This window comes from Segetibacter koreensis DSM 18137, assembly GCF_000374045.1.
Taxonomy (GTDB): Bacteria; Bacteroidota; Bacteroidia; order Chitinophagales; family Chitinophagaceae; genus Segetibacter; species Segetibacter koreensis.
Window position 1 is genome coordinate 80,871 of record NZ_KB893317.1, and the last position, 14,118, is coordinate 94,988.

Consider the following 14,118-nt stretch of genomic DNA (forward strand, 5'->3'; position numbering starts at 1 on the left):
AAACCTATAATTAGCGCTTCAAAAAGACAAACAAAAGTAAAACAGCACTTTCTTATAAACGTCTTAAAAAAATCAATACTTTTTTCAATTTGTGGAACGCCCTGCCGATAAATATTATCACTTGCTTATATGCAACAAATACTTTTCCTTAAAAAAATCTTCCTGAAAAATTTCGTCAATCGGTATCATTCTCGGTTTTACTGAACTTTCTGCAATTTCCTGTACAAGGTCGCCACCCTTAAGGCAAATAAGCCCGTTTGGTAATTCCTGCCTGTTACCTTTTTTAATTAGTGGATATGACCATCGCCACAAATCTTTTATGGGCGCGACAGCACGAGACACTGCAAAGTCAAATTGCCTGTTTTTAATTTCTTCAGCGCGTATGTGTTGTGTAGTTACGTTGGTTAACCCAATTGATTTAGCAACTTCATCAACCACTTTTAATTTTTTAGCAATGCTGTCAACAAGGTGAAATTGAACTTCAGGAAAAAATATAGCTAATGGTACGCCGGGGAAACCTCCTCCTGTACCAATATCAATAATTTGGGTACCAGGCTGAAACTCTATAACTGCAGCAATAGCCAGCGAATGCAAAACATGTTTTAGATAAAGGCTATCAATATCTTTTCTTGAAATAACATTTATCTTATTGTTCCAATCTTTGTACAATTCATATAGATTCGCAAACTGGTGAAGCTGCTTATCACTAAAGTCACTAAAATATTTTAAGATAATCTCCATTTAACTCTACGTTTTTAAGAAAAACGATGTGTGAATTCAATACAATATGTTTCAACTATCAATTTTAATTCTCAACTCAATTCCATGTCTTTTTTTCTTTCTTAAATAATGAAGGAGCGAAAAGAAGATAATAAACACACATCCATAAGTCGAAGAAAAGAAACATAGGAAACAAATCGCTTTCATTTAGGTTTTTCATAGATTTAAAATAAATGAAAGCCTGTAAAATTAATTTTACTGCAAAAACCGCAAGAGCCATCCACCAGTTGAAAAAAACAATAGCCAATATAGCAAATGGGTAAAATAAGAATTGTGTTGCTGAGTATAATCCTAATAAAAATTTATGTTTTCCGCGGTAGTATTTTGCTGTAGAATAATGCCGGTTTTTTTGCGCATACCATTCTTCCCAGGTTTTTTTTGCCTCACTTAACGTATGGGCATCAGCATCAATAACGATGGAAGTATTTTTTTTATTAGCCACTTTATTAATAAACAAATCATCGTCTCCACCGGGTAAATGATTAATAGAAGCAAAACCCTTGTTGCTAAGAAAAACATTTTTTTTATAGCTAAGATTTCTTCCAACACCCATATAGGGAACACCTGCTAAGGCATAACTTAAATATTGTAGTGCAGAATGAAATGTTTCAAACCTGATTAATTTGTTTAGCAATGTGTTGTGTTTATGATATGCTCCGTATCCTAATACAATTTCGGTTTCGGGGTTATATCCGTCCTGCATTAGTTGCATCCAGTGCTCACTGGCAGGAACGCAATCTGCATCTGTCAGTAGTAGTGTTTCGTACCTTGCGGTTCTTATTCCCATGCTTAATGGAAACTTTTTTCCCGCCATCAGCTTGGCTTCCTGGTTTAGCTGTAGTGGCGTTAAATTTTTGAAAGTCTTACGAAGTTCCTCAAGAAGGTATTTTGTGTCATCTGAAGAGTTATCGTTCACCATAATTACCTCATGAGACGTAGGATAGCTTTGAACAAGAACGCCCGGAAGATTTTTTACAATATTGTCTGCTTCATCGCGCGCGCAAATGATAACAGAAACTGGCCGCTGCTCGTTGTGAGGTTTGGGTGTAGGTTTGTAAAAAGCAAGACGACTAAAAAAGCCCAAATAATAAATAACCTGGATAAGTGTTACAAAACAGAAAATACCAAAAATAATTTCCCTCCAATGCGTCAATATCATAATTAGCAAAAATAGGATTTGCAAAACATGGAATATTATAAATGCATTTTATGTGGAAAATTTAAGAAATAAGGAAAATCGATAAGCCAAAAACTGCCGTGACTGTAATGAGAAGACTCTACAAAATCAAAATTTGCTGTTGTTTTTCCTCTGTCGGCGGTCTGTTGTCATTTTCATACTTTTGCCCCTTATGCCCGCATTACAATTTGAACTACAACATACCGATGAGCATTCTAAAGCACGAGCAGGAAAGATAACTACAGACCATGGCATCATTGAAACGCCCATCTTCATGCCGGTGGGCACAGTTGGCAGTGTAAAAGCTGTAACACAACAACAGTTATACAATGATGTAAAGGCTCAGATCATCCTCGGAAATACATACCATTTATATCTTCGTCCCGGGCTGGAGGTATTGGAGACTGCAGGCGGCTTGCATAAATTCAATGGTTGGCACAAACCCATCTTGACCGACAGTGGGGGATACCAGGTTTTTTCTTTGGCAGCAAGCCGCAAAATAAATGAGGAGGGTGTAATGTTCCAGTCTCATATTGATGGAAGCAGGCATTTGTTTACTCCGGAAAAAGTAATGGACATACAAAGAACAATCGGAGCAGATATTATAATGGCTTTTGATGAATGTCCACCTTACCCCAGCGAGTATAAATATGCTAAAGACAGTATGGAACTTACTCACCGGTGGTTAGACCGCTGCTTTACACATTTTAATGCTACGCCGGGTAAATATGGCTTTGACCAAAACCTTTTTCCTATTGTGCAAGGGGGAACTTATAAAGATTTAAGGTCGGCATCATGTCAATATATTGCATCAAAAGATGCTGCCGGAAATGCTATCGGGGGGCTTAGTGTAGGAGAACCAATGGAAATAATGTACGAGTTTACAGCGCTTTGTTGTGAGGAATTGCCTTATGAAAAGCCAAGGTACCTGATGGGTGTAGGAACGCCATGGAACATTCTGGAATGTATAGATCTCGGCATAGATATGTTTGATTGCGTTATGCCAACCCGCAACGGAAGAAACGGCATGTTGTTTACCAGCCAGGGAATTATTAATATAAAAAACAAAAAATGGGCGACTGATTTCTCCGTAATCGATGACCAGCTTCCCAATGAAGTGAGTCAATATTATAGTAAGGCTTACCTGCGCCACCTGTTTGTGGCAAACGAAATTCTTGGACTTCAGCTCGCAAGCATTCACAACCTGGCTTTTTATTTATGGCTGGTAAAAGAAGCGCGAAAGCATATTGCTAATAATACTTTTGTTAGCTGGAAAAACGAAATGGTTCCACTTCTGCAACAGAGGTTATAGAACTGGAGTTTTTTTTAGAGATTGTGAGATAAGAGCAATTTAAGTCGACAGAAAATAAAAAGCAAAAACATGATTATTCCTAAACAATACTAGAAAAGTTGCAAGAAGATGTACAGATGAACGGAATGCGTCGCAACAAAAGCAGATAAAAGAACAAAAGCTTGTACCATAATTTTTTGCGTTCCAAGTTTTTGAATAATATATAAACTAACGAAATAAGCTTTCATTCAATTAACAAGTTCTTTCCGCTTCTGTCATCACTTCCTTTTATCTTTGAGTACTTTGCTATAAGGCATGAAAAAAATTGACTGGTACATACTAAAGAACTTATTGATTACTTTTTTCTATTCCCTTTTTTTGTTTGCTTTTATTAGTGTTGTTATTGATATCAGCGAAAAGACAGACGATTTTGTAAGATCTGGACTAACCTTTACACAAATAGTAACCCAATATTATTTTGGGTTTGTTCCGCATATACTTGCATTGCTTTTTCCACTGTTTGTATTTTTGGCGACTATCTTTTTTACCAGTAAGATGGCAGGAAGAAGCGAAATTATCGCTATTTTGGCAAGTGGTACCAGCTTTAATCGTTTTTTGAGGCCTTTTTTGTTAACAGGTATAATACTCGGTACTATTTTATGGCTGGGTAACCGGTATGTAATACCGCGAGCCAATGGAATAAGAGTTGCTTTCCAGGCAAATTATATAGATAAAAATTCTTCGTACAATCCGTTGGTGGCCAACAGAAGCAATCTGTATCTTCAAATTGATCCTTCAAGCTATGCAGGTCTTAGTTATGACACTGCATCCAAAACCGGAACTGCTTTCTTTGTACAGCACGTTACCGGCAATAAGGTCGATTACAATCTAAGGGCAGAAAGTATACGTTGGGACACAGCTCATAACAACTGGATATTAGATAACGTGATAGAGCGGCGGATAAACGGTTTGAAAGAAACGGTAAAAATGACTCCTTCAATGACGAAAACTTTTACTTTCAAACCTTTTGATCTGAAGCGTGATGAGTATGCTAAAGACAAATTAACCACTCCGGAGTTGGACAGGTTTATACAATTTGAAGAATTACGAGGTGTAGAGGGACTAAACGCTCTAAAGGTAGAACGGAACCGGAGAGATGCTACGCCTGCATCGGTAATATTGCTCACTTTTATAGGTGCAGTGGTAGCGAGCCGTAAGGTGAGGGGAGGTAGTGGAGTTCATCTTGCAATTGGTTTTATAGCCGGAGCTACATTTATATTAACCGACCGCTTCTCTACTATTTTTTCTACCAAAGGAAACCTGCATCCTGTGCTTGCGGCTTGGATGCCTAATATCATTTTTGCATTTGTTGCCCTCTGGTTTTACCGTCGATCTCCGAAATAAGAAGGACTGATTTACACAACATTATTACAATACTTTTGTTAAAGTACACAATTGTTTTACCTTTATCCTTTAGCCGTGATGAGTGCTTTTAAGAGGTAATGAGCTTATATTTTTTTACTTATAAAATAAAAATTCCTTGTAATGGGTATAAAAGATAGGTTTAAGTTAAAAGCTGATGAAGCAAATCTGGAAATTAAAGCACTATTAAAAGAGTATGGAAACAAAAAGATAGGAGAAGTGACCCTCGCACAGGTGTACCAGGGCATGCGTGGAATTACTGGTCTTGTTTCAGAAACCAGTTTATTAGATCCACAGGAAGGAATTCGTTTTCGCGGCTACAGCATTCCTGAACTACAGGAAAAACTTCCAAAAGCCCCCGGAGGAACTGAACCCTTGCCCGAGGGCTTATTTTATTTAATGCTGATTGGAGAGTTGCCTTCAACCGAGGATGTTGAAAATATAACAGGTATCTGGCAACGACGTAGCCATGTACCTACTCATGTTTTTGCAACAATAGATGCTTTGCCGCTTGATACCCATCCTATGACAATGTTTGTAATAGGTATTATGGCTTTACAAACAGAAAGCATTTTTGCAAAGGAGTATGCAAAGGGTATGAATAAAAAAGATTACTGGAGTGCAACTTTTGATGACGCGATGAACCTGATAGCACGCCTTCCACGTATTGCTGCTTATATATATCGACGTAAATACAAACAAAATCAGCATATACAACCAGACGGTTTACTTGATTGGGCAGGTAATTTAGCTCATATGATGGGTTATGATGATGAAAGCTTTCGGGAATTGATGCGTTTGTATATGACTATTCATGCTGATCATGAAGGTGGAAACGTAAGTGCTCATACTACTCACCTGGTTGGTTCTGCTTTGGCAGATGCATACCAGAGTTTAGCTGCAGGTATGAATGGCCTGGCTGGTCCTTTGCACGGCCTTGCTAACCAGGAAGTGATTAAGTGGATTTTTGAAATGAGGGAAAAATTAGGCAGTGATACACCCTCAAAAGAACAAATTGAAGAATATGTACAGGATACTTTAAAGGCAGGAAAGGTAGTCCCTGGGTATGGTCATGCAGTGCTTCGTAAAACAGATCCACGCTTTACGGCACAAATGGAATTTGGCAAAAAACATATGCCAGATGATCCTTTGGTACAAACGGTATGGAATATTTATGAAGCTGTGCCACCAGTTCTTAAATCACTTGGCAAAATTAAAAATCCATGGCCAAATGTAGATGCTCATAGCGGTGCATTGCTAGTGCATTATGGTCTGGTAGAGTATGAGTTTTATACGGTTTTATTTGGAGTAAGCCGCGCCCTAGGTGTGCTTGCAAGTCTTATTTGGGACAGGGCACTAGGTTTTGCTATTGAAAGACCTAAGAGTGTAACAACAGAACTGGTAAAGCAGTGGGTGCAAGGAAAGGCGGAAGTTTCGGATTAAAAGAGATGTCAACTTTCTTTCTTTATCACCGAAAACAATTTGGAAAGAAAAAAGTAAATGTGAATAATGTGAAATGAATTTAACAAAAAATAAAAAGTCCTGCTGTTGAAGCAGGACTTTTTATTTTTTTTGTTATCCGGTAACTTTTTAAAACGATTATTTTGTAAAGCTTTTTACCATAAATACACAGTCCTGTATTTGTTTAATCTGTTGAACCCGGTCCATCCCTTTTAACCTGGAAGTAGAAGGAACTTTAATTCTTGGGTAAGCTGTATCTGTTTTTTTCAGATCATCAATAGCATGAAAAACGTTTTTTGATTTTATTGCGAAAACTACTCCCTGGGCTTTAATCTGTGCAGTACTTAATATACCAATAACGTCCCCATTTTTATTAAAAACAGGCCCACCGCTATTGCCAGGATTTGCACTAACAGCTATCTGGCAACTTATTGTGTCACCGTTAAACCCAGTTTTCGCACTCATATATCCTTCATTATAAACAATCTCATCCCTTGGATACCCAAGAGTAAAAACCTGTTCGCCCAAATCAGCAGAATTTTTTCTTATGCTATACGGCAAGGAAGTGAGAGGTTTATAATCTTCATCATTGATTTTAAGAATTGCAAGGTCTTTATCATTATCGATAAGTGCAATGGATGCTTTAAATTCTTGTCCTTTATTATTTTGAACCAGAATAGTAGAAGCGTCAGCCACAACATGAGCATTGGTAACAAGATATCCCTTTCCATCAACCAGAAAACTTGTGCCTCCTTTTGTTGCTACCTCATTAACCGGTACTTTAGGTTGTAAAACATTATTTAACTGGTTACCCTGCACCCTCACGTTATGCATCACCTGTTCTATCTTTCTGTTTAGCTGCACAATTTCTTTTTTATTTGAGACAGGAGTGAAGTAAGTAACCAAGCCGCTGATAAATAAGGCAGTAACACCTGCAATAGTTGCTGCAATGCTTGTTACTCGTCTGTACTTATTCCACATTTGCGCTACTTTGCCCGAGGTTGTTAATTGTCCTTCGTTCAATTCACCTGTTTCTAATAAATGATTGTGAATTTCGTGCAGTTGATGTTTGTAATCGCGGTTTTGGGCATATTCGCTAATCTGGTGAATAAACATACTATGCTCTACCACCATTTGGTCCACGTCGGAATTTGTTTGACGAAGTTGTTCAAATGCTGCCTTTTCCCCAGCACTTAACTCCCCGTTAAGGTATCGTTCTGTAGTATCTAAAAGTAAAATATCATCCATCACTTATTCTCCTATATTATATTGCGAAAAAAATAATTTTTTCAATCGTATCAGGCACTTATATTTCTGATTTTTAGCGTTGTCAGCGTTGGTATAACCAAAAATTGATGCAATATCTGTCATGTCTTTCTTTTGAAGGTAGTATGCTTCGAGCAGGCTTTTACAAGGTTCTCCGAGGCTTCCTAAAGCTCTTTCCATAATAGCAAAATCTAAATTCCTCTTTTCCTGGTGCTCAAGGTCTTCTTCTATAGGTACAGTTTCTTCAAGACTTTCAACTTGCGTAGTAAACCTGTTTGCATATTGTAGTCTTTTTAACCATAATCTGCGGCATATAGAATATAGATAGGTTTTGATCTGGCAGGTTAAAACAAATTTTTCTGATTTAACATTTTCATATAAAACAATCATAGCCTCCTGAAAAATATCTCTTGCATCATCATAACTGCCATTATTATTTAATACAAATGATTGAACCATATTAAAATTATTCTTATAAATGGTCTCAATTGCCTTTGCATCATTCTTTGCCAATCCTTTCAATAAAACTTGTTCGCTGAATTCGGCTTTCACTGACTTGTATTTAATACCGTTGAAATACTTAAAGTAACCCAAGGTAATATCAATAATTTTGTAAAGTGTACTTCTATTCCTGCCTTTTGTTTCTTATCTCTATCAAAATAATTTAAAAGAAGTTTTATAGCAGCAAATGCTATTTGTTATTCTAATATCAACACTAATTCAAAAAGGCAAATTTAGCTGATAATCATCTTTAAATAATTTTACTGCTGTGCAAACAAATGACTCAGGTACTTAAAAGTAATTGCATCAGGAAGAGCGTTATTTAAACATGAATAAAATTTTTTGAACGGTTTATATTTTAAATCCGATTAAAAAAAATTATTTAGGGGGTTACCTTTCTTCTAACCCGGTATTAACCCTTAAATCAACTATAACAATAAACAAAGAAACAATGAAAAAACTATTATTTGTATTTGTACTAGGCGCTTTCGCTGCCTGTGGTGGTTCAGGAGAGTCTAACGCAAACGCTGATTCAACAACTACTGTAACTACAGATACTACATCAACAATGAGCTCAGGTTCTTCAATGGCTGATACATCTTCAAAAATGAGTGTTGACACTTCAAAAATGAGTACTGATACAGCAGCTAAGAGTACTACTCACTAATATTATATATATAACTGCAGGTTGTAAATGCAATAAGTAGCTTGTCGCTTTTTAAGCAGTTTATAAAAATTTTCATATGGCAAGCAATCGTTAGAGGCCTTCCTTATTCTTAAGGAGGGCTTTTTTTTACACTGTCAATTGATGTTAATAACTTTATTTTGCTGCTTTTGCAGCCTCTTAAGAAAGATCTACTGCGTCAGTTAATTGAGCTGTTGTTTTCTCTTTACGCTTTTCATTTTAAAAATCTTTTGCAAACTATTTTTAATAGTTGTGTTGGGCCGGAAGCTTTTTTTCTTTTAGGAATCTGTTTGGATAGCGGTAAAAAAAATCGTTGAAAGGTGGTGCGGTGTTGTGTTTTAGTTATGAAAAACATTTTTGAGATTTGTAAAAAAGATAAAAAAATATTTTTGGTTTAAATTGCAAATCCTACTTTTACTGCTTCGATGAAACAAACAATAGAAAATACCTGGTTTAGTTTTTATTTTTATTTCTACTTTAGAAAGTGGACCGGGAAACTTATTGAGATTTAGAAATAATAAAAAATCAAAATATAAAATCCCGGCCAAAAAAGCCGGGATTTTTTTATGCAAGAATATGAATGCAAGTAAAAAAGAAACAAAGGGAGGCTCGTCAAAAAATTTACGGATCGCTATCCAGGGATATGAAGGAAGTTTTCACCAGGAAGCAGCCCGGAAGTTCTTTGGTAAAAACGTTGAAGTAATTCCATGTGACACTTTTAGAGAGGTAATAAAAATTGCATCAGATAAAACACAAAGTGACGGTGCAGTAATGGCTATAGAAAATTCTATTGCAGGAAGCATTCTTCCAAATTATAATCTCTTAAAGAAAAGTAACCTGACGATAGTAGGGGAGAAGTACCTTCACATTCGTCAACATCTTTTGGTTAATCACGGCATGCAGTTACAAGACATTAAAGAGGTGCATTCTCATCCAATGGCATTATTGCAATGCATAGATTTTTTAGAACAACATCATACCTGGAAGTTGGTCGAGACAGAAGATACCGCATTGAGCGCAAAATATATTAACCGTCATAAGAGTAAACATACAGCTGCAATAGCAAGCAAACTTGCAGCGGAATTATACGATTTGGATATACTTGCGCCTGATATTCATACGTTAAAGAATAATTACACGCGGTTTTTAATGTTGCAAAGAAAGGAAGAAGCTGTTGCGGTGGAGAATGCAGATAAGGCCTCAGTATATTTTGAAACTGATCACAGCAAAGGTAGCCTTGCTAAAGTGCTGACTGTGATTGCAGAAAAAGGAGTAAATCTTAGCAAACTGCAAAGCATGCCTATACCTGGCAGCGATTTCTTATATGGTTTTTATGCAGATATGGAAATAAAAGATATGGATCATTTTAATGAAGTTTTTGAGGCAACAGATAAGTTAACGGCGCATTTAAAGGTTTTCGGTGCATTTAAGAAAGGAAATTTAAAATAATAGTAAAAATCAACAGAGATGAATATTACTGTTTCAGAAAGGCTAAATGGAATTGGGGAATATTATTTTTCTACAAAGCTTCGTGAAATTGATAATCTGAATAAGGAGGGCAAAAAGATAATAAATCTGGGCATCGGAAGTCCTGACTTGCCTCCCCATCCTGATGTTGTAAAAGTACTGCAGGAAGAAGCTGCAAAACCTACAACTCATGCTTATCAAAACTACAAGGGTAGTCCTGTTTTGCGAAATGCTATTGCAAGTTTTTATAAAACCTGGTATGGTGTTGATTTAAATGCTGATACTGAAATTTTGCCATTAATCGGTAGCAAAGAGGGTATCATGCACATTTGCATGACTTATTTGAATAAAGGTGATGAAGTACTGATTCCCAATCCCGGTTACCCAACATATAGCAGTGCTGTAAAACTGGCTGGAGGAAAATGCGTAGAATATGATTTGAAGGAAGAAAACAACTGGGAGCCGGATTTTGACGTTTTAGAAAAAACAGATCTCAGTAAAATAAAAATAATGTGGATCAACTATCCTGAGATGCCTACTGGCAAACAGGCGTCAGTTGAGCTTTTTAAAAAAGTTATAGCATTTGGCAAAAAACACAATATTCTTATTTGTCATGATAATCCTTATAGCTTTATTTTAAACGACAAGCCGGTAAGCTTATTAAGTGTTGACGGTGCAAAAGAAGTCGCTATTGAATTAAATTCTCTAAGCAAGGCCAGCAATATGGCAGGATGGAGGGTAGGTATGATGGTTGGCGCCAAAGAGAGAATTGACGAGGTATTACGGTTTAAAAGCAATATGGATAGCGGGATGTTTTTACCTGTACAATTAGCTGCTGCAAAAGCCCTAAGCTTAGGCAAAGATTGGTACCAACAGTTAAATGCCGAATATGCGGAACGGAGAGAATTGGTATTTAAAATCCTTGACAGGTTAGAGTGTGAGTATGATAAAGGTCAGTCAGGAATGTTTATCTGGGCTAAAATACCATCAAAATATAAAGACGGCTATCAGCTGAGTGATGAGGTGCTATACAACAAAAATGTTTTTTTGACACCGGGAGGAATTTTCGGTAGCAATGGAAACAATTACATAAGGGTAAGCTTATGTGCGAAAAAAGATGTTCTTAAAGAAGCATTGGAAAGAATTTTAGCCTGACAATCCAAAAGGACTTAAAGAAGTTAATATGGAAAAAGAAAATGTTATCGCAGCAGGGGCAATACCTGTTGCAGAAGACGGTAATTTAATATCTGCCAACAAGAAATTGGGAGGCGTTGTCACAATTATAGGAACAGGATTAATAGGGGGCTCATTTGCGTTGGTTTTAAAAGACAAAGGTCTTGCTCAAAGAGTAATAGGTGTTGATAAAAATATAGAACACCAGAAAAAGGCCCTGGAGTTAGGTATCGTTGATGAAATATTGCCAATCGAAGAGGCAATCGCAAAAAGTAAATTGATTGTTCTGGCGGTTCCGGTCGATGCTTTAGATAAAATATTGCCTGTTGTTTTAGACCAGGTACAAGACCAGGTTGTAATGGATATGGGTTCGACAAAAGAAAACGTCATTGCTTTGGTTGCAAAGCATCCAAAAAGAAGGAGATTTGTTGCAAGCCATCCCATGTGGGGAACTGAATATAGCGGTCCTGAAGCTGCTGTAAAAAATGCATTTACAAATAAGGCGGCTGTTATCTGTGACTCTGAACATTCAGATCCGGATGCGCTGGAGTTGGTAAAAAACTTATATAAACAAACGGGCATGCATCTTATTTATATGGATGCAGCGGCACACGACCTCCATGCAGCTTACATTAGTCATATTTCTCACATCACATCTTTTGCTTTAGCAAATACGGTTTTAGAAAAGGAGAAGGAAGAAGATGCGATATTTGAATTGGCAAGTGCTGGTTTTGAAAGCACCGTACGTCTTGCAAAAAGTAATGCTGCAATGTGGGTGCCTATTTTCAAACAAAACCGTGAAAACGTACTGGATGTATTAAATGAACATATTTCTCAGCTCCGGAAATTTAAAAGTTGCCTTGAAAAAGAGAATTATGAATACCTGGAGGAACTGATAGAACATGCAAACGGAATACGAAAAATACTGAAGTGACGAAATTGTGACGAAAAGATTAGAAGTAAACAACCTCTCCGAAGTTTTTTAAACTTTCTCATAACAGGTGGTATTTTCTTGCATCGTTTTCTATACAAAGGGTTACAACAGTATCATAACATAAAAGCAGCAAAAGGCCTTTAAATAAATAGTACCTTTGCGCAAATTTTAAGAATATATGATGACATTCGAAGGGTTGGGAATTGACGCGAGGTTAATTCAGGCAACCGATGAGTTGGGGTTTGTGAACCCAACGCCGATACAGGAAAAGGCAATCCCGGTGCTGCTGAGTGGCACTAAAGACTTTGTAGGATTGGCCCAAACCGGTACCGGAAAAACAGCAGCATTTGGCTTACCCTTATTGCAATTGATTAATGTAGAAAACAAGTTTCCACAGGCGTTGATTGTTTGTCCTACACGTGAGTTGTGTATGCAGATTGTAAAGGAAATTGAACTTTTTAAAAAACATATAAGAGGAGTTCATGTAGTTGCGGTGTATGGCGGCGCATCTATCAGTCTTCAGATCAGAGATTTAAAAAGGGGCGTTCAGATTGTTGTTGCAACTCCCGGTCGTCTTATCGATTTGATCGAGCGTAAGGCGATAGACCTTGAGCAAATACAATATGTAGTGCTTGATGAAGCTGATGAAATGCTAAATATGGGTTTCAGAGATGATATTGAATTTATATTAAAGAATACCCCAAAACGTGAAGCCACGTGGTTATTTAGTGCAACGATGCCGCCTGAAGTTAGGCAGGTTAGCAAACGCTACATGAAGGAACCGGTTGAGGTAACTGTTGGGCAGGTAAACACTGGTAATGAAAATATTGATCACCAATATTATGTAACCAGTGCTCATAACCGGTATGAGACTTTAAAACGAATTATTGATTTTAACCCCGGTATTTACGGTATTGTATTTACGCGCACTAAATTAGATGCGCAGGATATAGCAGAAAAGCTAACCCGTGAAGGTTACGACATTGATGCTTTGCACGGAGACCTTACCCAGGCTCAACGTGATAAGGTAATGGGGCAGTTTCGGGATAAAACCCTGCAACTGCTTATTGCAACAGACGTAGCCGCAAGAGGTATTGATGTGAAGGAAATAAGCCATGTCATTAACTATGAATTGCCTGATGATGTAGAAGTGTACACCCACCGAAGTGGTCGTACAGGCCGTGCGGGAAACCAGGGAATTTGTGTTTCAATTGTTCATGCAAGAGAAACTTTTAAGTTGCGCCAGATTGAGAAAATGATTAAACAACCTTTTCACAGGCTGGATATTCCGAGTGGAAAGGATGTTTGCCGCAAACAGTTCTTCTACTTTATGGATAAGCTTTTGCAAACCGATATCAGCCACGGCGATTACGAAACGTACGTTCCAATGTTGCAGGAGAAATTTGCAGACGTAACAAAGGAAGAAGTTTTGAAAAGAGTTGCTGCAATGGAGTTTGACCGTTTTCTTAAGTATTATGACAATGCTGGGGATCTTAACGTTCGTGAGCCAAGAGTAAGAGAAAAAAGTTTCGAGAGAGGTGGTGCAGACCAGGGCCGTTCAAGAGATATGCGCGGTAGAGAATATTCACATGGTAATGGTGATTTTGCAAGATTATTTGTAAACCTTGGTACGAAGGATGGTTTTTATAAAGCAAGTTTTCTTCAGTTTATTTTGGATATGAGCGATCTCAAAAAAGAAGCTCTTGGCAGAATTGATATGAAAGAAATGAATAGCTGGGTAGAGGTTGATAAAAATGTTGCCGACAAAATGGTGCGATCAATAGATGGAAAAACATTTAAAGGCAGAAGGATCAGGATGAATGATGCTAACAGCAGAGGATAGAAGTAAAATAATTTGCAATGATTATTAATATTTGTCCAATAAAGACCTATAGTACAAGTGTGCGACGCAAGGATGATGAATAACGATACAGCGATGATTACAAAAAAGAGGTAAAAGC

The 14,118-nt window shown here is 37.2% G+C and carries 12 protein-coding genes; 8 read left to right on the top strand and 4 right to left on the bottom strand.

The window, feature by feature from the left end; genetic code table 11:
* Positions 1–117 precede the first annotated feature (117 nt).
* Positions 118–741 carry a 16S rRNA (guanine(527)-N(7))-methyltransferase RsmG gene (gene rsmG, locus B154_RS0105650; protein WP_018612442.1) on the bottom strand — a complete coding sequence of 208 codons (624 nt, stop codon included), beginning with the start codon at positions 739–741 and terminating at the stop codon, positions 118–120.
* Between the two features lie 76 nt (positions 742–817).
* Positions 818–1,939 carry a glycosyltransferase gene (locus tag B154_RS0105655; protein ID WP_018612443.1) on the bottom strand — a complete coding sequence of 374 codons (1,122 nt, stop codon included), beginning with the start codon at positions 1,937–1,939 and terminating at the stop codon, positions 818–820.
* A 190-nt stretch (positions 1,940–2,129) separates the two neighbouring features.
* Between B154_RS0105655 and tgt the strand changes: the two genes are divergently transcribed.
* The 3 genes from tgt to B154_RS0105670 all read left to right on the top strand — a co-directional run bounded on the left by tgt (position 2,130) and on the right by B154_RS0105670 (position 6,113).
* The gene (tgt, locus tag B154_RS0105660; RefSeq protein WP_018612444.1) at positions 2,130–3,269 is read left to right on the top strand and encodes a tRNA guanosine(34) transglycosylase Tgt; all 1,140 of its coding nucleotides are present in this window, start codon (positions 2,130–2,132) and stop codon (positions 3,267–3,269) included.
* A gap of 294 nt (positions 3,270–3,563) precedes the next feature.
* Complete coding sequence (locus B154_RS0105665; protein ID WP_026259991.1) at positions 3,564–4,652, top strand: LptF/LptG family permease; 1,089 nt, start codon at positions 3,564–3,566, stop codon at positions 4,650–4,652.
* 141 nt (positions 4,653–4,793) lie between these two features.
* Positions 4,794–6,113, top strand: coding sequence for a citrate (Si)-synthase, eukaryotic (locus B154_RS0105670; RefSeq protein WP_018612446.1), 1,320 nt, complete (start codon positions 4,794–4,796; stop codon positions 6,111–6,113).
* A 156-nt stretch (positions 6,114–6,269) separates the two neighbouring features.
* Here B154_RS0105670 and B154_RS0105675 read toward each other — a convergent pair whose 3' ends face one another.
* A complete protein-coding gene (locus tag B154_RS0105675) occupies positions 6,270–7,379 on the bottom strand; it encodes a S1C family serine protease (RefSeq protein WP_033411221.1) in 1,110 nt (369 codons plus the stop codon).
* Positions 7,380–7,382: 3 nt separating this feature from the next.
* Entirely contained in the window at positions 7,383–7,949 is a 567-nt protein-coding gene (locus tag B154_RS0105680; RefSeq protein ID WP_018612448.1) for an RNA polymerase sigma factor, read from the bottom strand.
* Between the two features lie 400 nt (positions 7,950–8,349).
* On the opposite strand from B154_RS0105680, the gene B154_RS27790 reads away from it, so the two are divergent.
* The 5 genes from B154_RS27790 (at position 8,350) to B154_RS0105705 (ending at position 14,000) form a co-directional block, all read left to right on the top strand.
* Entirely contained in the window at positions 8,350–8,565 is a 216-nt protein-coding gene (locus B154_RS27790; RefSeq protein ID WP_018612450.1) for a hypothetical protein, read from the top strand.
* A gap of 594 nt (positions 8,566–9,159) precedes the next feature.
* Complete coding sequence (locus B154_RS0105690) at positions 9,160–10,032, top strand: prephenate dehydratase (RefSeq protein WP_018612455.1); 873 nt, start codon at positions 9,160–9,162, stop codon at positions 10,030–10,032.
* Between the two features lie 18 nt (positions 10,033–10,050).
* Positions 10,051–11,205 (top strand): pyridoxal phosphate-dependent aminotransferase, encoded by a 1,155-nt coding sequence (locus tag B154_RS0105695; RefSeq protein ID WP_018612457.1) that lies wholly within the window; start codon positions 10,051–10,053, stop codon positions 11,203–11,205.
* 28 nt (positions 11,206–11,233) lie between these two features.
* On the top strand, positions 11,234–12,157 hold the full coding sequence (locus B154_RS0105700) for a prephenate dehydrogenase (RefSeq protein ID WP_018612459.1): 924 nt from the start codon (positions 11,234–11,236) through the stop codon (positions 12,155–12,157).
* Positions 12,158–12,335: 178 nt separating this feature from the next.
* Complete coding sequence (locus B154_RS0105705; RefSeq protein ID WP_026259994.1) at positions 12,336–14,000, top strand: DEAD/DEAH box helicase; 1,665 nt, start codon at positions 12,336–12,338, stop codon at positions 13,998–14,000.
* Positions 14,001–14,118 lie beyond the last annotated feature (118 nt).